General features: G+C 39.4%; 19 protein-coding genes, 4 pseudogenes and 1 riboswitch. Of the genes and pseudogenes, 22 read left to right on the top strand and 1 reads right to left on the bottom strand.

The window, feature by feature from the left end; all coding sequences use genetic code 11:
* Window positions 1-262: 262 nt before the first annotated feature.
* From UtA1_RS00665 to UtA1_RS00620, 10 genes and pseudogenes are all read left to right on the top strand, one after another.
* Window positions 263-526, top strand: a complete 264-nt coding sequence (locus tag UtA1_RS00665; protein WP_096549718.1) for a hypothetical protein — start codon at window positions 263-265, stop codon at window positions 524-526.
* A gap of 18 nt (window positions 527-544) precedes the next feature.
* The gene (locus UtA1_RS00660; protein WP_096549717.1) at window positions 545-2,041 is read left to right on the top strand and encodes a TIGR02677 family protein; all 1,497 of its coding nucleotides are present in this window, start codon (window positions 545-547) and stop codon (window positions 2,039-2,041) included.
* 47 nt (window positions 2,042-2,088) lie between these two features.
* Complete coding sequence (locus UtA1_RS00655; protein WP_096552343.1) at window positions 2,089-3,219, top strand: TIGR02678 family protein; 1,131 nt, start codon at window positions 2,089-2,091, stop codon at window positions 3,217-3,219.
* Window positions 3,209-7,360 carry a TIGR02680 family protein gene (locus UtA1_RS00650; protein WP_096549716.1) on the top strand — a complete coding sequence of 1,384 codons (4,152 nt, stop codon included), beginning with the start codon at window positions 3,209-3,211 and terminating at the stop codon, window positions 7,358-7,360. The genes UtA1_RS00655 and UtA1_RS00650 overlap by 11 nt, the downstream gene beginning before the upstream one ends.
* Before the next feature lie 12 nt (window positions 7,361-7,372).
* Window positions 7,373-8,665, top strand: a complete 1,293-nt coding sequence (locus UtA1_RS00645) for a TIGR02679 family protein (protein WP_096549715.1) — start codon at window positions 7,373-7,375, stop codon at window positions 8,663-8,665.
* A 198-nt stretch (window positions 8,666-8,863) separates the two neighbouring features.
* Window positions 8,864-9,007 carry an ImmA/IrrE family metallo-endopeptidase gene (locus tag UtA1_RS17885; RefSeq protein WP_331854851.1) on the top strand — a complete coding sequence of 48 codons (144 nt, stop codon included), beginning with the start codon at window positions 8,864-8,866 and terminating at the stop codon, window positions 9,005-9,007.
* Between the two features lie 445 nt (window positions 9,008-9,452).
* Window positions 9,453-9,635 (top strand): annotated as a pseudogene (locus UtA1_RS00635) (hypothetical protein); the annotation flags it as partial.
* 20 nt (window positions 9,636-9,655) lie between these two features.
* Window positions 9,656-9,922 (top strand): DUF2703 domain-containing protein, encoded by a 267-nt coding sequence (locus tag UtA1_RS00630; RefSeq protein WP_331855312.1) that lies wholly within the window; start codon window positions 9,656-9,658, stop codon window positions 9,920-9,922.
* Between the two features lie 5 nt (window positions 9,923-9,927).
* Window positions 9,928-10,980 (top strand): ACR3 family arsenite efflux transporter, encoded by a 1,053-nt coding sequence (gene arsB / locus UtA1_RS00625; protein WP_061857590.1) that lies wholly within the window; start codon window positions 9,928-9,930, stop codon window positions 10,978-10,980.
* 17 nt (window positions 10,981-10,997) lie between these two features.
* A complete protein-coding gene (locus UtA1_RS00620; protein WP_014097261.1) occupies window positions 10,998-11,399 on the top strand; it encodes an arsenate reductase ArsC in 402 nt (133 codons plus the stop codon).
* 99 nt (window positions 11,400-11,498) lie between these two features.
* Here UtA1_RS00620 and UtA1_RS00615 read toward each other — a convergent pair whose 3' ends face one another.
* Window positions 11,499-11,783 carry a transposase gene (locus UtA1_RS00615; protein ID WP_172597794.1) on the bottom strand — a complete coding sequence of 95 codons (285 nt, stop codon included), beginning with the start codon at window positions 11,781-11,783 and terminating at the stop codon, window positions 11,499-11,501.
* A 70-nt stretch (window positions 11,784-11,853) separates the two neighbouring features.
* Here UtA1_RS00615 and UtA1_RS00610 point away from each other — a divergent pair, with 70 nt between their 5' ends.
* The 12 genes and pseudogenes from UtA1_RS00610 to UtA1_RS00560 all read left to right on the top strand — a co-directional run bounded on the left by UtA1_RS00610 (window position 11,854) and on the right by UtA1_RS00560 (window position 20,330).
* Complete coding sequence (locus UtA1_RS00610) at window positions 11,854-12,111, top strand: hypothetical protein (RefSeq protein ID WP_445684098.1); 258 nt, start codon at window positions 11,854-11,856, stop codon at window positions 12,109-12,111.
* Between the two features lie 259 nt (window positions 12,112-12,370).
* Window positions 12,371-13,864: pseudogene (locus UtA1_RS00605) on the top strand (phage tail tape measure protein); the annotation flags it as partial.
* A gap of 54 nt (window positions 13,865-13,918) precedes the next feature.
* Window positions 13,919-14,413: pseudogene (gene rraA / locus UtA1_RS00600) on the top strand (ribonuclease E activity regulator RraA).
* A gap of 49 nt (window positions 14,414-14,462) precedes the next feature.
* Window positions 14,463-14,654: riboswitch (cobalamin riboswitch) on the top strand.
* A gap of 125 nt (window positions 14,655-14,779) precedes the next feature.
* The gene (locus UtA1_RS00595) at window positions 14,780-15,178 is read left to right on the top strand and encodes a (2Fe-2S) ferredoxin domain-containing protein (RefSeq protein ID WP_096549713.1); all 399 of its coding nucleotides are present in this window, start codon (window positions 14,780-14,782) and stop codon (window positions 15,176-15,178) included.
* Window positions 15,175-15,666: pseudogene (locus UtA1_RS17550) on the top strand (energy-coupling factor ABC transporter permease); the annotation flags it as partial. The gene UtA1_RS00595 and the pseudogene UtA1_RS17550, both read left to right, overlap by 4 nt.
* Before the next feature lie 58 nt (window positions 15,667-15,724).
* Entirely contained in the window at window positions 15,725-15,913 is a 189-nt protein-coding gene (locus UtA1_RS17545; protein ID WP_232019882.1) for an energy-coupling factor ABC transporter permease, read from the top strand.
* A 1-nt stretch (window position 15,914) separates the two neighbouring features.
* Window positions 15,915-16,199: an energy-coupling factor ABC transporter substrate-binding protein gene (locus UtA1_RS00585; RefSeq protein ID WP_015863803.1), complete on the top strand. Its 285-nt coding sequence runs from the start codon at window positions 15,915-15,917 to the stop codon at window positions 16,197-16,199.
* Window positions 16,196-16,681 (top strand): CbiQ family ECF transporter T component, encoded by a 486-nt coding sequence (locus tag UtA1_RS00580; protein WP_232019881.1) that lies wholly within the window; start codon window positions 16,196-16,198, stop codon window positions 16,679-16,681. The genes UtA1_RS00585 and UtA1_RS00580 overlap by 4 nt, the downstream gene beginning before the upstream one ends.
* 309 nt (window positions 16,682-16,990) lie before the next feature.
* Window positions 16,991-18,073, top strand: coding sequence for a FecCD family ABC transporter permease (locus UtA1_RS00575; protein WP_408647333.1), 1,083 nt, complete (start codon window positions 16,991-16,993; stop codon window positions 18,071-18,073).
* Window positions 18,070-18,837, top strand: coding sequence for a heme ABC transporter ATP-binding protein (locus UtA1_RS00570; RefSeq protein WP_096549712.1), 768 nt, complete (start codon window positions 18,070-18,072; stop codon window positions 18,835-18,837). The genes UtA1_RS00575 and UtA1_RS00570 overlap by 4 nt, the downstream gene beginning before the upstream one ends.
* A 45-nt stretch (window positions 18,838-18,882) precedes the next feature.
* Window positions 18,883-19,887, top strand: coding sequence for an ABC transporter substrate-binding protein (locus UtA1_RS00565; RefSeq protein WP_232019880.1), 1,005 nt, complete (start codon window positions 18,883-18,885; stop codon window positions 19,885-19,887).
* A 146-nt stretch (window positions 19,888-20,033) separates the two neighbouring features.
* On the top strand, window positions 20,034-20,330 hold the full coding sequence (locus tag UtA1_RS00560) for a transposase (protein WP_096549711.1): 297 nt from the start codon (window positions 20,034-20,036) through the stop codon (window positions 20,328-20,330).
* Window positions 20,331-20,337: the final 7 nt, after the last annotated feature.

Here is a 20,337-nt window from a genome sequence, read left to right as displayed (position 1 = left end):
ATTGTGATAAGTGCACAAACCAAACACAAGGAGAAAAGAGAGGTGGGCAAACATTAAAAGAGATCGAAATGGAATTATTTTCGATGATTCAAGAAACCTTCGGGGAACTGCTTCAACAGGTGTTGGAGTACATCGATCATGAGTGCCCTTGGTAAACAAACGTCACTATGTGCATCAGACGAAATGAGCCGGTGTAGGAAGGGCTTGAAAGGTTTATGATGGAAGAATACAGCTATGACCCGATGATGGACTGGTTTTCTCAATGGAGATAGAACCGCGTGAATCACCGCTTGCCGGGAGTATTTCGGAAAACGGCAGGAACACCGATTTACAAGCATTAAAAGTGTTGAAAGGATTTAAAAAAACAAAAGAGGCACATACAAACAGGATGAGATGGTTGGCGAACGCTTACAAAACAGATCGTAAAAACGAAATATACCCAAAAAATCAAAACAGCAAAAAAATCCCCATCAAAATCTTGTCTCAATCTCTCTGCAAATCTATTACAATAGAAATAAAAACATAATTTATAAGGTGATGCTTAATGGATTCTTCATGGCTGAAGCCGATTTCTGAGGCAAAGTATTTGGCAACGGACAATGCTTATCGCTATCGGGCGATTTTACGATATTTTTATATGCAGCATGAACGAATGCGGCAATATTTGTTTCCTGAAGAAGTATTTGCATTTTTAAAAGAACATAAGGAGTTTCAGAACTATACGGAAGACGATCTCCAGCAGGATTTAGATCAGCTTGTCAAATGGAAAAACTTAATTGCTCGGCAAGAGACGGTGAATATTCGCACAATCGAAGAATTTAAAAAGAAACGGTTTCGTTATCAATGCAGTCCTTACACGGTTGAAATTGAGAGGATGATCCGCACGTTAGAGAAGCTAGGGGATTCATTCGGAGGATCTTTAGAAAAAACTCGTTTTGACCGTTTATACTCTTCACTCGTTCGAATAGAAAATATTATACAAAACGATTTTCAAGAAAAACGAGAAGAGATTAATCAAATTTGGGAAGAAACATTCGATTATTTCAAAAAAATCATTCAAAATTCTGCGGATTACATCGCTTACCTTAACAGTGAGAACACGGAAGAACGAATGATGTCGGAAGCCTTTCTTGTATATAAAGAAAAATTTACGACATATTTACGCGATTTCATCGTTGCCTTACAGAAAACATCGTTAAAAATTGAAAAGTTGTTGGAAGATATCGCAGAAGATGATGTTCACAAACTAGTCGCAATTGTTGCTGATTATCAAATGACGATTCCTCGATTAGAAGAAATGGAAGTGACGAAAGAACAACTTGAAGAAGATTTATTCGAAAAGTGGAGAGGTCTAAAAGAATGGTTTTTAGGCAGAGAAGGACGTGAAAGTGAATTGTATTTTCTTCAGCACCAAACGAATGAAGCCATTCGCCGCATGACTCGGGTCGTGCAAAGGCTGGGGGAACGTCATCACAATTTCCGCAGCCGCAAGAAAGATTTTCTCCATTTAGCAAAGTGGTTTTCCGAGCTTCCGAGTTTAGTAGATGCCCACCGACTATCCTCTGTTGTTTTCGGCTGTTTCCATACAAAGCATCTCATAACAGAGAACGATGCAACAGAAAACTTTTATCGCGATATTTGGGAAGAAGAGCCGACAGAATGGACGGTAAAGCCTCGCGTTCGCCATTACCGTGAAAAGAAAAAGCCGGAAGCGATCGAAACACATGAAAAAGAGAAACAGGAGATGAAGGAGAAATTTTTGCTGGAGAAAAAACGTGAGAAAGAAGAGTTAGAGAACCTCATTCAAGACAATAAAATCGTATTACGAGAGTTGCCGGTGATCGAACCGCACATTCGAAAAACATTGTTAAGCTGGATAGTAAAATCAATGACAAAACAAGACGGAGTCGTAAAAACGGAAAACGGGTGGAAAGTGAAAATCTTGCAAAAGGATTCTTCCTCGATTCAATTGAAAGCCTCTGACGGTACACTTACGATGCCGAATTATGAACTTTATGTCCTCGAAAAGGGAGAGATGTAACATTGGAAAAGACGGAGCAAGGGTTTGATGAAAAAGCGAAAGAAGCCATGACAGCCCTGTTTGAAAACTTCTGGATTGTCCGGGAAGAGGAACCAGAGCTTTATCAAAAGATTAGAGAACGTGAAAAAGTATTGAAACGTTACTTGCAAGAAAAGTTTGGATATCGGCTAATCATTCACCGCTATTTTGCAAAGCTGGAGAAAATCCCGGCTGAGCCAGAATCGTGGATGGGTATTCAAGATTTTCAAGATATATTAGATTATGCCCTGTTTTGCTGCTTATTAGCATATTTAGAGAGCAAAGCCGTCGATGAGAAATTTCTTCTGTCCGATTTATGTGAAGAGATTCAAGTGATGTATCCCGGGGAACTGCCTATCGATTGGACGAATTATCAACATCGGAAGTCGCTCATTCGGGTGCTGAGGACGTCGGAGCAAATTGGTATCGTAAAACGCGTCGATGGGGATCTTGAAGGGTTTGCAAATAAAGAAGACCATGAAGCACTCTATGAAGTCCCCGTTGTATCCCGCTATTTTATGAGATCATATCCGAAAGACTTGTTTCAATATGAAACGATAGAGGAGATTTTAGAAGAAGAATGGAAAGCGTCCCCGCAAGACTATCGCCGCCATCGGATATATCGGCAACTATTTTTATCGCCAGCCATTTATCGAAGACAAAAAGACGATCCTGACTTTTATTATTTAAGAAACTTTCGCCATCGCTTGCGGGAAGATATTGAAAAACATACTGATTATCACTATGAACTTTTTAAAAATGCGGCACTTTTAACTTTACCGGAACGTCAAAGCCGCTATACGCTGTTTCCAGATCAAAAAGGTACTTCGGAGATTATTCTTCATTTTTCCAAAATTATTCGCCAGCATCTTGATGTTCACATGCCTGATGAATATGGACAAATCCGCTTAACACCAAATGATTTTTTAGGTCTGTTAAAAAAATGCCGTGACGAATTTTCCGAAGGATGGAGTAAAACATACCGCGACATGACAATCTCTCAGCTTTCTGATGAAGTATTGAGTGCATTAAAGGAGTGGAAAATGGCAGAACGTGAAGCGGAGACTGGGATGATTATTCTCTACCCCCTTTTAGGTCGATTAGTCGGAACATATCCTGATGATTTTCTAATGAAAGGAACGAATGAAGATGACGAGTAAATGGGAGTTATATCGAGCGGGAGTGTTAAATTTTTGGTATTATGATGAAGAATTTTTTCATTTCGCAGACGGAAAACTTCTATTGCGTGGAAGCAACGGCTCCGGCAAATCGGTGACGATGCAAAGTTTTCTTCCGGTTCTGCTTGATGGAAAAAAGAGTCCTGATCGCCTCGATCCGTTCGGTTCCCGAGCTAGAAGAATGGAAGATTACTTGCTTGGGGAAAAAGAACTCGTCGACAGGGACGAACGAACAGGCTATTTATTTTTAGAATATAAGCGAAAAAACTCTGAACAATATATCACAACGGGTATCGGCTTACGGGCAAAACGGCAGAAAAATATGGATTTTTGGGGATTTGTCGTTTTTGACAATCGGCGCATCGGCAAAGACTTGCGTTTATATAAAGAAGAAAAGACAGACGGGAAGACGCAAAAAATTCCTTTAACGAAACGGGAGTTGATCACTGTTATTGGTGAAGGCGGTACGGTTGTTGATTCGCAACGTGAATATATGGAGTTAGTGAATAAATATATTTTTCGATTTGAGTCGCTTGATGCGTTCCACGAATTGATTGAATTACTCATTCAATTACGCAGTCCGAAGCTTTCAAAAGATTTTAAGCCAACTGTGATCTACGAAATATTAGAAAGCTCGCTGCCAGCACTTACAGATGAAGAGCTGCGACACTTGTCAGAAACGATAGAAAACATGGATCAAGCAAAACAACAATTAGAACAGCTTGAAAAAGACGAGAAGGCTCTAAAGCATCTTTGCCAGCATTATTCGACTTACAATGAGTATATGTTGGCTGAGAAAGCGAATGAATATGTAAAATCGGAAAAAAGCTTTAAAAAGTTAGCTGAAGAAAAGAAACAGTTTGTCGCACAACATCGTGAATATGAGGAAACACTTGCGACATTGAAAGAAGAGACTCAACAATTATCGATTGAACAAGAAGTGCTGCGTAAACGGGAACTTGATTTATCCAATCATGAAGTGTTTCAGGCAGAAGAAAAGCGTAATGAAACAGCGGAAAAACTGCAGAATGTAAACAAAGAGCTCAAAAAGAAAGAAAGATTTATAGATGAAAAACGAGAGCAAGAACGGAAAATTGAACAAAACTTAAACATGTATGAAGAACGTTTCGAACAGTTGTTGAAAAAGCTAACAGAACAGTTAGAAATGATGCGGAACGATGCGTTAGAAAGCTCTTTTTCCGAGCATACAATCAACGAAGAAGATTTTCAGCGGAACCGAGAATATGAATTTGATTTTACCGTATGGAAACGGGAAGCTAATGCACATTTTGATCGACTGGAGCAAATTAACGGACTTTGGAAAGAACATGATGAAATTCAATTACGTTATGAAGAAACGTATAAAGAGCTCGGCGAATTAAATAGGGAATTAGATCAACTAAAAAATGAAGAGAAAAAATGGTATGAACTGGTTGAAGACGAAAAATCCCGTTTGCAGGAAAGCGTGTTTGAATGGAGCAAAATGTATCCGGATATAAAGGTGGATGACGAAGCATTTCAAGTATTTTTACAAAGGTTGAACGAGCTTTATGAGCGCTATCATTTCGAAGAGGTGAAACAACCGTTTACGAATCAATATTATCAATCTTTAGAATCGTGGAAAGCGGAAAAAATTAAAAAACAGCATGAAATGAAATTGATAGAAAATGAAATTCGTGAAACGGAAGAAAAATTACGCTATTGGAAGGAACAAAAAGATCCTGAACCAGAACGAGACATGCAAACGGTGCAAACAAGGGCGTCGCTAAAAGAAAAAGGAATACCTTTTGTTCCGTTATATGCGGCGGTGGAGTTTCAAGAGCACGTGTCCGAAGAGTTGAGGGAACGGATCGAATCTACATTAAATCATGCTGGATTGCTCGACGCTTTAATTGTGGAAGCGGATTTAGATATCCAATATGATCGAGTAATCATGCCAAACCCGGCAATGATGGCACACACGCTAGAGGATTATTTAAAACCTGATGTAGAGAATGACTCAGGTGTTACTAAGGAACGAATCGAAGCGGTATTGCGCAGTATAATCGTATCGGACGAACAGCAAGGTAACGAATATTTTGTCATAAACGAATCCGGACAATATTCACTAGGACTTTTAAAAGGACATGCCCCTGAAAGGGAAAAGGCAAAGTATATTGGAAGAGCCGCACGGAAACGGCTGCGTCTTGAGAAAATTCAGCAATTTGAGGAAGAATTACAGCTTTTAAACACTCAACTAAGAGAAAAACGAGAGCAGCTCGCGGCAGTGGATGAACGAATTCGCCATATTACGGAAGGGTTTCAATCGTTTCCAACTGACCAAAATGTCAAATATGCCTATGACCAGTGGAAGGAAACGAAACTCAAAGTAGAGAGCAAAGAAAAAGAAACAGAAAAGAAAAATGAAAAATTAGGTCAAATTGCTCGAAAATGGCAGCAAGTGAAAAATACTTTGCGCAACAAGACAGAAGGACTGGACCTTAAGTTTTCAAAAAAAGGGTACGAAGATGCTTTGTCTTATATGAAATCATATTTAAAAGAGTTAAATGACGTACAAATTACTCATGGAAACATTGTGCACACCGATGAAATGATCAAAAATCTAAATGATCAGCTTGAAACATTACAAAACGAAATAGACGAAGCGAAAGGCGAAATCAATGTTCTTCTCGATCAACAACAGCGGGTATCACTTGAACTTGAGCATATCGAATCGATGTTAACGAAAATGGGAGCGGAACATATTCGCCAAGAGATTCAACAGATTCGAGAACGATTAACGTTTTTAAAAACGGAAATTCCTGAGATAATTAAGAAGCAAGAAGGTATAAGGAATCAACTTTCAAACATGGAAAACAAATTAAGCAGTTTAGAGAGAAAACTGGAATTTGCAAAGGTTCTTGTCCAAGCATGGGAAGAGCTATTTGCCAAAGAATTGGAACGAGGGCTAGTGTTTGTTGACGAAAATGAAACAGGCTCACTTTTGGACAAAGCAATAGACATTTCCAAGAAATATGGTTCTGTATTAAAAGAGAATACACGACTTTCTGTCACCGAACGATTAAACCGAATATTTTTCCAAGAACAACCGAATTTAATCGAATATCGTCCGACACAGGAACCTGCCGATTGGAACAAACAAAATCCGTTCGTCGAGCTTTCATTAGATGAGGAATCGGAGCTAAAAGCGAACGATTGGAAGGAAAAAGCAGGACGTATCATCATTTTACTAGACTACAAAGGACAACGCGTCACACCATATTATGTATTAAAAGAGATTGAAAAAGATATATTGCTGCAAAAAGAATATATTAACGAACAGGACCGCGAATTGTATGAAGATATTATTTTGAAAACGATCGGGCGAATATTGCGAAGCCGCATACAGCGTGCCGAACGCTGGGTAAAAGATATGAACGCATTAATGGAAAAACGTGATACTTCTTCAGGTCTGACGTTTTCAATTCAATGGAAGCCGAAGACCGCGGAAACCGAAGAAGAAATGGACACGAAAGATTTAGTCGAATTGTTGCGAATGAATTCGCGGCTGCTAAAGGAAGAAGATTTGCAGCGGGTTACAATGCATTTCCGCTCAAAAATCAACCGAGCGAGAGAAATGCTTGAAGAAAGTGGGCAGGGCAATACGCTTCACCAAGTCATTAAAGAAGTGCTCGATTACCGAAAGTGGTTCTCGTTTACGCTTTATTACCAAAAAACAAATGAACCAAAGCGGGAATTAACGAACCAAAAGTTTTATAAATTTAGCGGCGGAGAAAAGGCGATGGCGATGTATATTCCTCTTTTTGCCGCGGCATATTCACGATATCAAGAGGCTGCAGAGTATGCTCCATATATTATTTCGTTAGATGAAGCGTTTGCCGGCGTTGATGAAAATAACATTCGTGATATGTTTGCTTTAGTCGAAGAGCTTGGTTTTAACTATATCATGAACTCTCAGGCGCTTTGGGGAGACTACGACACGGTACCATCGCTTTCTATTTGCGAGCTAGTTCGTCCGAAAAATGCACCGTACGTTACGGTTATTCGTTATCATTGGGACGGAAAGGTGAAACGACTTGCGTCAAATCCGAACGAAGAATTTACTTTTACATCATCCATATAGGAAGGATGGTTCATGTTGGAACAAAAAGTAGCGGATGCTGTTGAGTTTTTTCGCGGTGAACCTGGCTTTCACCGCCTTTTTTTGCTGATGAAAAAGAAATATCAATCACTCGGGAGAATCGGCGGAACGGTCAAATTAGACGGTTTTTCCTTTGAAGAAAAAGAAGCGCTCGGGGCGTTTTTTGGGAAGGATTTTCATCAAGAATCTACTCCTTCGGTTTCATTAAAAATGTTTGCCGAACAATTAGAGAAAACGCGCTTTGCCGGTATACCGCTCGTTACGTTACTTGAGAATTATTTTGGTGAAGACATTACAACCAATCAAGAGAAGAGGGAAACAGATCGGAAGAAAAAAGAAGAATTTTTTCAAAACCTTATTCATCAATATCCCGAACAAGCAAGGCTTCTGTCTTTTATAGCTGAATCAGCTCCCCAAAACCGCTTTATTCATATCGCCTATTCGCAAGATCGGGAACATTTGGAGACTGTTTTAAAGAATGTGTGCACTGCGCTTCAACATTTGCCGAAAAAAAGTGATTATGAACGTCTTTCAATTTTTTCACAAAAAGTGCTAAAAGATCCGCACGCATTTGACTTGCATACGTTTCAAGGAAAAGTATTTCTTCATGCACTTCAATTTTACTCTGATCAAGACTATGACTTATCCTCAGTCGAGGAAGTCAATGAGCTCCTGCAATCATTTGGCATTTTACGGGAAGATATTTTAAACTTTGTGACATGTGCGGGAATTTTGACAGAAACGGAACAGGGAATTCATTCTGTGTTTGCTTCTGCTGTAAAAACCAATACAGTACTCAATGTGCCATTGCGGGAAATATTGAAGTTAAAGCGTGCATATCCTGCTAAGGGGCAGACCGTATTTGTCGTTGAGAACTCAGGCGTATTTTCCGCTTTGTTGGATTTATTTCCTGACGCTTTCCCGCCGCTGATTTGCACAAATGGGCAATTTAAACTAGCGTCACTGATGTTAATAGACTTAATCATCCAAGAAGGTTGTCAAATATATTATTCTGGAGATTTTGATCCTGAAGGACTAAAAATGGCGCAGCGATTAAAGGAGCGGAATCAGGAGCATATTCATTTATGGCATTTCCAATTAGAAGATTACTTAGCGTCATCTCCAGAAGTTTTGTTGTCGGATGACCGAGTAGCGAAACTAGAAACTGTTACGATCGAAGAATTGCAGCCGATCAAAGAGAAAATGCGGGAAATAAAAAAAGCTGGGTATCAAGAAGAAATCCTGAAGAAGCTTTATGAAGATATTTGTCGCCACATGTGGGATTAGGCTGGAAACATAATTTGCGAGTCTGTTCCCATTCGATTTGCTAACAATGTGCGAATGGGGACAGGTGGTTACATAGTAAAGAAAATACACGTTTGGATAGACGTACTTACTTTTCGAGTTTATATGATCATATTTCATTATTTGAGGTTTTAAGCTTTTTGTTGGTTTTAAATTAACTCGAATGTCTATTTCTTTATTATGATGAGCTTGCTCATTTTGGTGCAAGTGGTCAATAATTCCTATGTTGAAATGGAAAGACAAGCGAATTATTTTGCAGCTGCTCTAATATTGCCGTGGAAGCTCTTCCTATACTTATATAAGTTAGAGGGGTTTATTAATTGAAAGAAATTTTGGATGGTTTCTATAAATGCGATGATTGTAAGAAGTTATCATATATGTTTAATAAGTTATAATTCAATACCAATGCCAGCAAAAGCAAATGTACAAAAGGAAATAAAAACACTCAGTTGAAATTAAGTTGGACCGCCAAACTCTAATGGAGAAAAGATTTGAAAGTACCAAAACAAGATTAATCTAGATTTAGAAATTTTGCATCAACTCTTTCAAGGAAATTCAAAAAATTCGCGGTTAAAATAAACCAGATTTTACAAGCTCAAGCATCTGAAAGGATCGGATTTGAAATTGGCTAGTATTTTTAACCCATCCATTTTTACACAATTATACGGACTTAACTCTATTAAATAGATGTATGACTGGAAATGATATATATTGTAAAATTTATGATAAAATAGCACTATATACATGTTCTTATGGGTGAGGTGTGTATATGTCGCAAAATTTTCGCTTTTTAGAAGAAAAATGGGAAGTTCTCGCCCGTGTTGGGGAAACGGCAGAACGAAATGTCTATCAAAATCCCAATGTGGCGATAAGTGAGCTTAGAAAATTTGCTGAAACTATAACAAAATATATTTTAGCGTTAGAAGAAATAAAGGAAGAACGTAGAACTGATCATTTTTAAGTTCTCCAACAATTCGTGTAAATGCCAGGGATATTGCTCTTGAGGTTAAGGAATCTTCCTGTAAGGAATGTGGGGATCTGTGTGGTGACTCTGTGGATTGCAGGGTTTGGGTGCAGGATGGTATAGAGTATACGGAACCTCCAAAATCCATGATTATCAACGCAATTTTGAAAGAAGTTTATAGTGGCCATGGTTCAATCCCTTTATCAAATGATAAATATGAAATCCCACAAAACTTAATTACATTTTTTGATAGCTTAGAAAGAAAGGGGGATTGATTTACATGAGTAAGGAACGTAATAGTGGAATTGGATTTTTTGAAAAGTACTTAACCGTATGGGTTATTTTATGTATGTTTGCAGGGGTATTGATTGGAAAGTTTTTACCTGGAATCCCAGCGTTTTTAGGACGTTTTGAATATGCAAATGTATCAATACCTATGGCGATTTTAATCTGGCTTATGATATATCCAATGATGCTAAAAGTAGATTTTCAAAGTATTAGAAATGTAGGCAAAAATCCTAAGGGGCTTTTTGTTACATGGATAACTAACTGGCTGATAAAGCCTTTTACCATGTTCGGCATTGCATGGCTGTTTTTCTTTGTAATTTTTAAATCTCTAATTCCGGCAGAATTGGCACAAGACTATCTTGCGGGAGCAATACTTCTTGGAGCGGCACCGTGTACAGCGATGGTATTTGTATGGAGTTATTTGACTAAAGGCAATGCGGCTTATACCGTCGTGCAAGTAGCAACAAATGATCTTATAATTCTCATAGCTTTCACGCCCATAGTTGCGTTTCTTCTAGGTGTGGGCGGTGTAACCATACCCTGGGACACTCTTGTTTTATCTGTAGTATTGTTTGTTGTTATCCCGCTGGCTGGTGGTATAATTACCCGTAATTACATCACAAAAAAGCGAGGACTCGATTACTTTGAAAAGAGTTTTATACCGAAGTTTGGGAATATCACTACCATAGGTCTATTGCTAACATTAATAATAATCTTTTCATTCCAGGGCGATGTAATTCTGAATAATCCACTCCATATTGTTTTAATTGCTATACCATTAATTATTCAGACTTTCCTAATCTTTTTCATTGCATATCTAGCAAGTAAGGTTATAAAACTACCTCATGAGATAGCAGCGCCTGCTGGTATGATTGGTGCCTCTAACTTTTTTGAACTGGCAGTTGCCGTTGCGATTGCATTGTTTGGAACACAAAGCCCAGCTGCACTTGCTACCATTGTAGGAGTTCTAACAGAAGTGCCTGTTATGTTGATATTAGTAAAGATAGCGAATAATACAAGACACTGGTTTCCAGAAAAAAGCTAGAAAGGAGGTAATGCTTAGTGAGTAATAAACTAAAGGTCGCATTTATATGTGTTCATAATTCATGTCGAAGCCAAATAGCTGAGGCACTTGGTAAGCACTTTGCAGGAGATATATTTGAAAGCTACTCTGCTGGCACAGAAACAAAACCTCAAATTAACCAGGATGCTGTGCGCCTAATGAAAGAGCTTTATGATATAGATATGGAGAAAACTCAACATTCAAAGTTGCTTGATGAAATACCTCCAGTAGATATTGTTATTACAATGGGGTGTAATGTGGAATGCCCTTACCTTCCATGTAAACACAGGGAAGATTGGGGGTTGGATGATCCTACAGGTAAGAGTGATGAGGAATTTAAAAAAGTAATATCAACTATAGAAACAAAAATAAAAGAGTTAAAAGCAAAACTAAAGTCGTAATAATTATAAGTTCTTTGTCAAATGGTGTTGGTGAATAAATGTTAGTGACATTATTTGGTAATATGTAATCGGATGGCTTAGGGGAAATTCGAGGTTCCCCTAAGCTGTTTTGATTTTCGCTAAGTTTTGGGTAATGAATATTCGGTTTCTAAAGTGATAGAAGGATCGATAACCGAAAGAAATGCGTTTCATCACTTTGATTTTGTTATGAATCCCCTCTAAAATGCCGTTATTATAATCGTACTTTAGCGTATTCTCGACGTAATTGATGTAGTTGTTGATTGTCTTGATGGCGGTTTTCATATAGCTGGAAACGATATTTTGTTTATTCTCTAATGTTTTCTTTAGGAGCTCAAAGTCTTTGATTTTTATGCAATGTTGCACGTATTGATATAACTCATAGGGGGAAATTGCAAAAAGGTATGGGGGCTTAGAAGATTTAGGTGAAAAGTTAATGAAAGCTGAAAACTTTGAGATGGCTTTAGATGAAATTGTCTGGTTAATTACCTTACTTGCCAATCAAAGTATTTATATCCATAATCGATTGAACGAAGAAAAGAAAGAATTGTTAACGGAAGATGATGTGGAACTGTTAACATCTCCTGCTGAGATGGCAACTTTTAAAGATGCAATTATGGAAGCAATGTTTAAAGGGACAAAACGATATATTGAGTCGGAGGAAACCGATACAAAAAACGAAGTGGTCGAGTAAACGATGAAGAAATGTTTGCTCGACTTATTTATTATGGAGTCACGCAACTAAAAAGGACTGAAGAAGAAGTGTGGTTAATGCCTATTGGCCATTTACTTGATCAATGGGAAATCCACAAACAATTCACAGGTCTCACAAAACCTAAAAATGAACTTTCAATTGATGAAGTTATTCCATATGGTATTTAAATATAAAGTTTCTACTAGTACCTCAAATCAAAGAGGTGCTTTTTTACTTGTTATGGATAGGAGGTGGCAGTATGGCAGACAATTTTGGTCTTAAAATTGGTGTTGAAGGGGAACGAGAATTTAAGAAATCTCTACGGGAAATTAACCAATGTTTCAGAGTGTTAGGCTCAGAAATGAAATTAGTGACATCAGAATTCGATAGAAATGATAAATCTATTAAAGCAATAACAGCAAGAAATGCAGTATTGAATAAAGAAATTGATGCACAAAAGGAAAAAATATCAACGCTAGAAAAGGCCCTTGCCAATGCTGCTGAATCCTTTGGAGAAAATGATAGAAGAACACTTTCTTGGCAAACCCAGTTAAATAATGCGAATGCTGAGTTAAATAACTTAGAACGTGAACTGAAGGACTCACAAGAAGAAGTAAAGAATCTTAATCGAGAAAAAGTAGAAAAAATTGTGAATGGTTTAAAAACAGCTGGTGAAATTGCGGGTAAAGTATTGGTGGCAGGTTTAAAAGCAGCTGCGGCTGCCATGGCGGCAATTGGAACTGGGGCAGTCGCATCAGGTAAATTTATTAAGGACTCTTTAAATGTTTACGGTGAATATGAAGATGCCATGAAGCAAGTTCAGGCAACAATGGGACTTACAGGCGAAGAAGGGGAAGAAGCCTTTAATAAATTATCTCAAGCAGCAAAAGATGCGGGAGCAAGTACACGCTTCTCGGCATATGAATCAGCCGAAGCGTTAAATTATCTAGCTTTAGCGGGATATGATACAGAACAGGCGATAGGAGAACTTCCAGGTGTGCTTACACTTTCTGCCGCGGGTGATATGGATTTAGCAAGAGCATCTGATTTAGTGACAGACTCGATGGCTGCCTTAGGTCTTGAAATTGCTGATATGGATTTGTATATGGACAAAATGGCAAAGACATCACAAAAGTCCAACACAGATGTACAGCAATTAGGGGAAGGTATACTTGTTGCAGGTGCAACAATGAAAAATGCTGGGCAAGATTTAGCTTACGTGACTGCCGCCACCGTGCCTGGTCATCGTATTTTGATGGAGCGAATCGAGCGTGTTCAACAGCGAGTAGGATATTCTCCTAAAGAAATCGTGTTAGACGCTGGCTATTATAACGCCCGACTAGCAAGAGAATTAGAGAAAAAAGGGATTTTGGCGTATATGTCGTATCGACGTTTTCATCGAAAGGAACATCCCGATTGTCGTTCCGTAAAGTTCCAGCAAGTCACAGACGATGTGTATGCGTGTCCCTGTGGTGTAAAGTTCACGTATTCCACGTCCACCCGTTCTGGATATCATGAGTACAAACCAGCAGTAAAAGGAAGTTGTGTGGGATGTCCTGCCGCAAAAGGCGCAAAGGATCGTGTATTTCGAGTTTCCGTTCATCAAGATATCTACGAACGAATGCGGAAACAACGATTATCGATGAGAGGAAAAGTGTTGCGATCGGTACGTCCATCGACGATTGAGCGAAGTTTCGCCGAAAGCAAAGAACTCCACGGTCTTCGTTTCACACGATACCGTGGAGTCCAGCAGAAGGAGTTTTGATAAAGGATGTCAAATATAAGACATGGCAAGGAGGAGATTGTGATGAAAACAGCTGATTTATGCGATGAATTTTTAAGTGAATTGCAAGTATGCCAGCTGCCGATGCAATCTTACGGCGGCAAAGCGAAATTTTCCGGACCGATCGCGACGGTCGATGTATTTTAAGATAATGTGCTCGTTCGTGAGGCGCTCGAAACTGTTCCAGCGGGCACCGTATTGGTCGTAGACGGAAAAGGTTCGCGAAATTGCGCGCTGCTCGGAGACCGTCTTGCCCAGATCGCTTGTGAGCGCGGGTTTGCCGGGGTGATTATTCACGGATGCATTCGCGATTCCGCAAAAATCGCCAATATGCCGCTTGGGGTGATGGTGATTGGCACTTGCCCGGTGAAAAGCAAAAAAGAAGGAAAGGGAAAACGGGACGTTGCGCTCGAATTTGGCGGCGTTCGTTGGGAGCCAGGCGCCTATGTGTACACTGATCAAGACGGGATTGTATTGGCGAAAACGGACTTATTGAAAAAAGTGGTTGACGATGTTTGAAAATTTGTACTACTATGAATAACAGAAATGTTCTTTGAAAAATCGACATTATATGCCAAACAAATAAGGTGCCTTTCTCATTAGAGAATAGGCTTAAAAGGGAAGTACGGTGAAAATCCGTCACGGTACCCGCCACTGTGATGGGGAGCTTTGTTGCATCATGTCACTGAAGGAAACTTCGGGAAGGCGCAATAAAGCGATGATCCTAAGTCAGGAGACCTGCCTTATTTGTTCGGACGGATACCTACGGGATTATAGGTAGACGTGCGGGAGAATGGTATACTTTTTTTGCTATATTTGTATGCATTTTTCTGCACCTCTGCGTATAGAGGTGCTTTTTATTTTGCAAAAAAGGAGAGACTCAACATGACAACATGGAACTTAATCGGAATGAAACATCATGTGCTGATTTGCAATGGAGGCAGCTGCATGCGTAAAGGGGGAGAAGAAGTAACGCTTGCCATCCGCGAAGAAATCGCGATGCTGGAGTTAGATGGCATTGTACATACGACGCGGACTCGCTGCAATGGCCGTTGCCAAGACGCGTGTGTAGTCATCGTTTACCCTGAAGGCGTATGGTACAACGGTGTGACGCCGGAAAAAGCAAGGGAGCTTGTGCAAAGGCATTTGCGAGATGGGGAATGGTTGGAAGAAACGATAACGTACCGTTATGAAGAGAAGCAAGGATTGATGATGACAAAACAATCAAACACCCCTCTAGGAATCTCGAAATTATGTAAAGCAACGGGAGGAACGAAAGCATGAAAAAATGGAAAGTCGCCCTTTTCCTTTGCGGTTTAGTCGTCTATTTTACGTTTACCGGCAGCACATCGGCATTTGCGATGCATATTATGGAAGGATTTTTGCCTGTTGGATGGGCGATTTTTTGGTGGCTTGTTTTTTTGCCATTTTTGATCATCGGTATGCGTTTACTAATTCGGATTACACGCGAGCATCCGGAACTAAAGCTGCTCATTGCGCTGTCCGGGGCATTTACGTTTGTGCTGTCCGCCTTAAAAATTCCATCCGTTACTGGGAACAGCTCACATCCAACGGGGGTAGGACTCGGTGCGGTGCTGTTTGGCCCATGAACGATGGTAGTGATGGGAAGCATTGTATTGCTGTTTCAAGCGTTATTGCTGGCACATGGCGGATTGACGACATTAGGGGCAAATGCCATGTCCATGGCAGTCGTCGGCCCGCTTGTGGCTTACGGCATTTATCGTTTTGAAAAAAATGGAATATATCGCGACGCTGGACGATTTTTTTCGCTGCATTTTTCTCTGATTTGGCACATATGTTGTCACCTCATTGCAATTAGCGCTGGCGTTCCCGGATGCGACAGGTGGGGTTTTCGCTTCGTTTGCCAAATTTGCCGGCATTTTTGCTATCACGCAAATACCACTGGCGATTACAGAAGGGCTGCTTACGGTCGTCGTTTGGAATTTCTTAACCACTTACAGTAGCGGCGAACTAAATCAGTTAGAGAGGGGAGTGTAATATGAAGCGAAGTCTTTTTCTTCTTGCTATTGCTGTTTTACTGGTAGTAGCGCCGTTATTGTTCATTCATCACTCTGATTTTGGCGGCACGGATGGCCAGGCGGAAAAAATGATTCAGAAGCTCGCTCCTCATTATCAACCTTGGATGGAAACCATATTTGAGCCGCCAGGCGGAGAGGTGGAAACGTTGCTGTTTTCTGTGCAGGCGGCAATCGGTGCCGGAATTATTGGCTATATTATCGGCGTCTATAAAGGCCGGGCGAACCGAAAAGAGGAAGCAAAATGATCCGGCAGTTTGACACCATCGCTTACGATAACCGCCTGCGGACAATACGCCCCGAACAAAAAGTGATATTTGCGCTTCTGTTATTAATGATGGCCATCACAGGAAACTGGAAAACGCAAGTAATGATGACGATTTGGCTTGCCATTTGGATTATCGGTTATGCGCGTGTTTCGTGGAAGGTGTACGCCAAAGCCCTCGGAGTCGTGGCATTGTTTCTGATGATGAGTTTTCCAGCTTTGCTTGTTTCGATAGACAAATCTTTTCATGTTTCCATTGACCGTTCGAAAATTTTCATCGCAATGTCTTTGCTCTCTCGTTCGGTCGCGGCATGGTCTTGCTTATTTTTCCTCTTGATGACTACCCCGTTTCCAGAGATATTGTATGTGCTCAAACGAATGAAAGTACCATCCATTATCATTGAGTTGTTGTTTTTTATGTATCGGTTTGTATTTGTTTTCGAGAAAGCAGCAGAAGAGCAATGACTTTACCATGTGATTGTTACATGTATAGCGTGAGTCTAAAAGAAAACGGTTTTAAAAGTCATAAGTAAAGGGGCTTTGCCCCTTTTTGTAAGAGTATGTTGCTGGGAAATATTTATAATATTTGGGAAGGAGGGGTGTACGAGAGATGAAAAGATGATTCTTATCTTATTTTGTATTGTACGATCTCGTTGTTCTTATCCATAGGAATGAGGATTTTTTATGTGTATGAAGGTACTCTATGTTTAAGAGGATTACAGATAGGGAGGTTTGCTTCGTTTGCTTCAGAATCATTTAAAGAAAAAAGAAAAAATTGTTCCACAAGTTCCATTTTCAGATTACCACCATAAACGAGGGTTTCGTTTGATTTTTTTGTTTCTTTTTTGTGCGCTTTTATTGTCCATTACATTTGCTGTTACACTTGGTCCGGTCAAAATGTCTCCCTTCACAGTATGGAAAATTGCTCTATCACATCTTTCTTTTTTGGGTGATCACATTGAAGTAAATTGGAGCAAAGCACAAGAACGAATTATTTGGGATATTCGATTACCTCGTGTCTTACTTGGAGCTGTTGTAGGAGCTGGACTTTCCGTTGTAGGAGTAGTCATTCAAGCATTAGTACGTAATTCACTCGCTGATCCGTACATACTTGGCATTTCTTCTGGTTCCTCTGTTGCAGCAACACTTGTAATTCTATTTGGCGCACTACCATTTTTCGGTCAGTATGCCTTGTCGCTTGGAGCTTTTTTCGGTGCAATGTTAGCGTTGGTGGCTGTTTATTTGTTAGCTCAAGTTGGAGGAAGAATTCAGACAACACGCCTTCTGTTAGCTGGGGTTGCTGTTTCTTTCATCATGTCAGCTTTAACAAATTTTATTGTGACGCTCGCACCAAAAGAATCGGGCATTCGTGAAGCAACGTTTTGGATTATGGGTAGTTTAGCTGGAGCTAAATGGGAGTACTTAACTATTCCAAGTGTTGTGGTGATAGTTGGCTTAGTATATCTATTATTTCAATATCGCTCTTTAAATATTTTATTAATGGGAGAAGACGTTGCAGCAACACTTGGAGTCAATATCGATACGCTTCGTAAAGGACTCATCATAATCACATCGCTTATCACAGGAACAGTTGTAGCAGTCAGTGGTTCAATTGGTTTTATTGGTTTAGTTGTTCCACATCTTTCACGTTTGCTAGTCGGATCTGACCATAAACGAGTGCTTCCTACGAGTATATTAATTGGAATGATTGTCGTTATTTGGTCTGATGTATTTGCCCGCTTGGTACTTGCCCCTCAAGAGCTTCCTATTGGTGTAGTGACAGCGCTTTTTGGTGGCCCTTTTTTCATTTGGCTTTTACGTCGCAGTACGTATTCATTTGGAGGTGACAGTAAATGAAACTAGCCATTGAACATGTATCCTGTACCATTATGGAAACATCAATTATTCAGGATATTTCCATTCATATAAAGGATGGACAGTTTGTTGGCATAATTGGTCCAAATGGCAGTGGAAAATCAACACTTTTAAAAATCGCCTCACGTATTTTGAAACCAAATGCTGGTGCCGTTCGATTAGATGGTCAACATTTATATGAACTGTCACCTAAAAAAGCAGCTCAAGAAATAGCGGTGGTTAGTCAAGAAACATCCTTAACATTTGATTTTTCTGTTCAAGAAATCGTTTTAATGGGGCGTAATCCACATAAGCGGTTATTTCAATCGGATACAGATGAGGACCTTCGCATTGTCAACGAAGCTTTGGAGCGTGTTGGAATGCAAGGATATGAGGAGCGAAGTTTTATGAGTTTATCAGGGGGTGAGAAACAACGAGTTTTGATCGCAAGGGCGCTTGCTCAGCAGGCGAAACTTATCATTTTAGATGAACCGACAAACCACCTTGACATCCGTCATCAACTTCAATTAATGGACCTTGTAAAAAAACTTAATGTCACTGTTTTAGCGGCATTGCATGATTTAAACCTTGCATCCAATTATTGTGATTATTTATATGTAATACAAAATGGACAAGTTGTTATGTCTGGCACACCAGAAAGCGTGCTAACAAAAGATCGAATCAGAGAGGTATTTGGAGTAGAAACAGAAATCATTATTCATCCTTTAACTAAAAAACCTTATATCACTTTTTTAACACACGTTTAAACATGGCAATGAAACATATATAAATTTGGAAAGAAGAGGAAAATTATGGAGAAAAAGAAAAACAACCACATGTTTTGGCTAAGTATTTGTTTACTTGTAATGATGATGTTGGCAGCTTGTAACAGCTCAAATGAATCTGTTGCCAAAGAAGAAAAGCAACAAAAAGACAACAGTGAATACAGTGAAGTAGTGATCAATAACATGGGGCGTACTGTTAAGTTTACAGAACCTCCAAAACGAGCGATTACATTAAATCAACATGCAACAGAAATTATGCTTGCATTAGGATTGCAAGATTCGATGGTTGGAACAGCTTACTTGGATGATCAAATTTTACCAAAGTTCAAGGATGCTTATGAAAAAATTCCTGTGCTCTCAAAGCAGTACCCATCAAAGGAAGTCTTTTTAGCAAAAGAACCAGATTTTGCGTATGCAGGTTGGAAAAGTGCTTTTACAGAGAAAACGTTAGGAACAGTTGAAGAGCTCGAAGAGTTAGGCATTAAAAGGTATATTCAAGAATCTTCAAATAAGGTAGCACCAACATTAGAAGATGTGTACAAAGATATCGAAAATATCGGACGTATTTTTCAAGTGGAAGCAAAAGCAAATGAAGTGATAAATCAAATGAAAAAAGACATAGAAGAAATAACAAAGCAAATTGGAACAGTTGAAAAACCGCTGAAGGTGTTTGTGTATGATAGTGGAGTTGATAAACCGTTCACAGCAGCTAACAACTATTTAACTCATTTAATCAAAATAGCAGGCGCTAAAAATATCTTTGATGATATTCAAAAAGGATGGGCCGACGTCAGCTGGGAAGAAGTTGTAAACCGTAATCCAGATGTAATTGTCATCATTGACTATGGAGATACAACAGTCAAACAGAAACAAGATTTATTGCTTTCTAAAAAGGAACTTGCTGATGTTACTGCTATTAAAAACAAGCGATTTATTATTCTTCCTCTTTCAGCAGCAGCAGAAGGAATTCGTGCTCCAATTGCATTAAAGACACTAGCTGAAGGGCTATATCCAGAAAAATTCAGGAAATAACAATGGAATAATAAGGCACAAACCTATCTATGTTTCATGAAATGATATGATGTTGTAAGAAGGCTAAGCTTTTTTGATATGATCCCCTTATAATAGACAGAAAAAAGAAAGCCAATTAATCTGTCTACTATGGAGGGGATTTTTCTATGGGGAAAATACGAAAAACATATGATGCAAAGTTTAAAAAGAAAGCTGTGGATTTATATTTGAAAGAGGGCATGGGATACAAAACGGTGGTGAAAGAATTAGGGATTAGTCATTCCATGGTAGATCGATGGGTGAAACGCTATGAAAAGGAAGGAATACAATGTCTGGAGGAAAAATGTGGTAAAGCGAAAGGACCAAATAAAGGAAGACCGAGAACTCGTCTGGAAGATCCTGAAACGAAAATCAAGCATCTTGAGGCGGAAGTAGAGATGCTAAAAAAGCTCTTAAAGAGGTGAAAGGGGG

This window comes from Ureibacillus thermosphaericus, assembly GCF_002370195.2.
Lineage (GTDB): Bacteria > Bacillota > Bacilli > Bacillales_A > Planococcaceae > Ureibacillus > Ureibacillus thermosphaericus.
The sequence above is the reverse complement of the archived record's forward strand: the minus strand, read 5'-3'. Positions and strand labels throughout refer to the sequence as shown.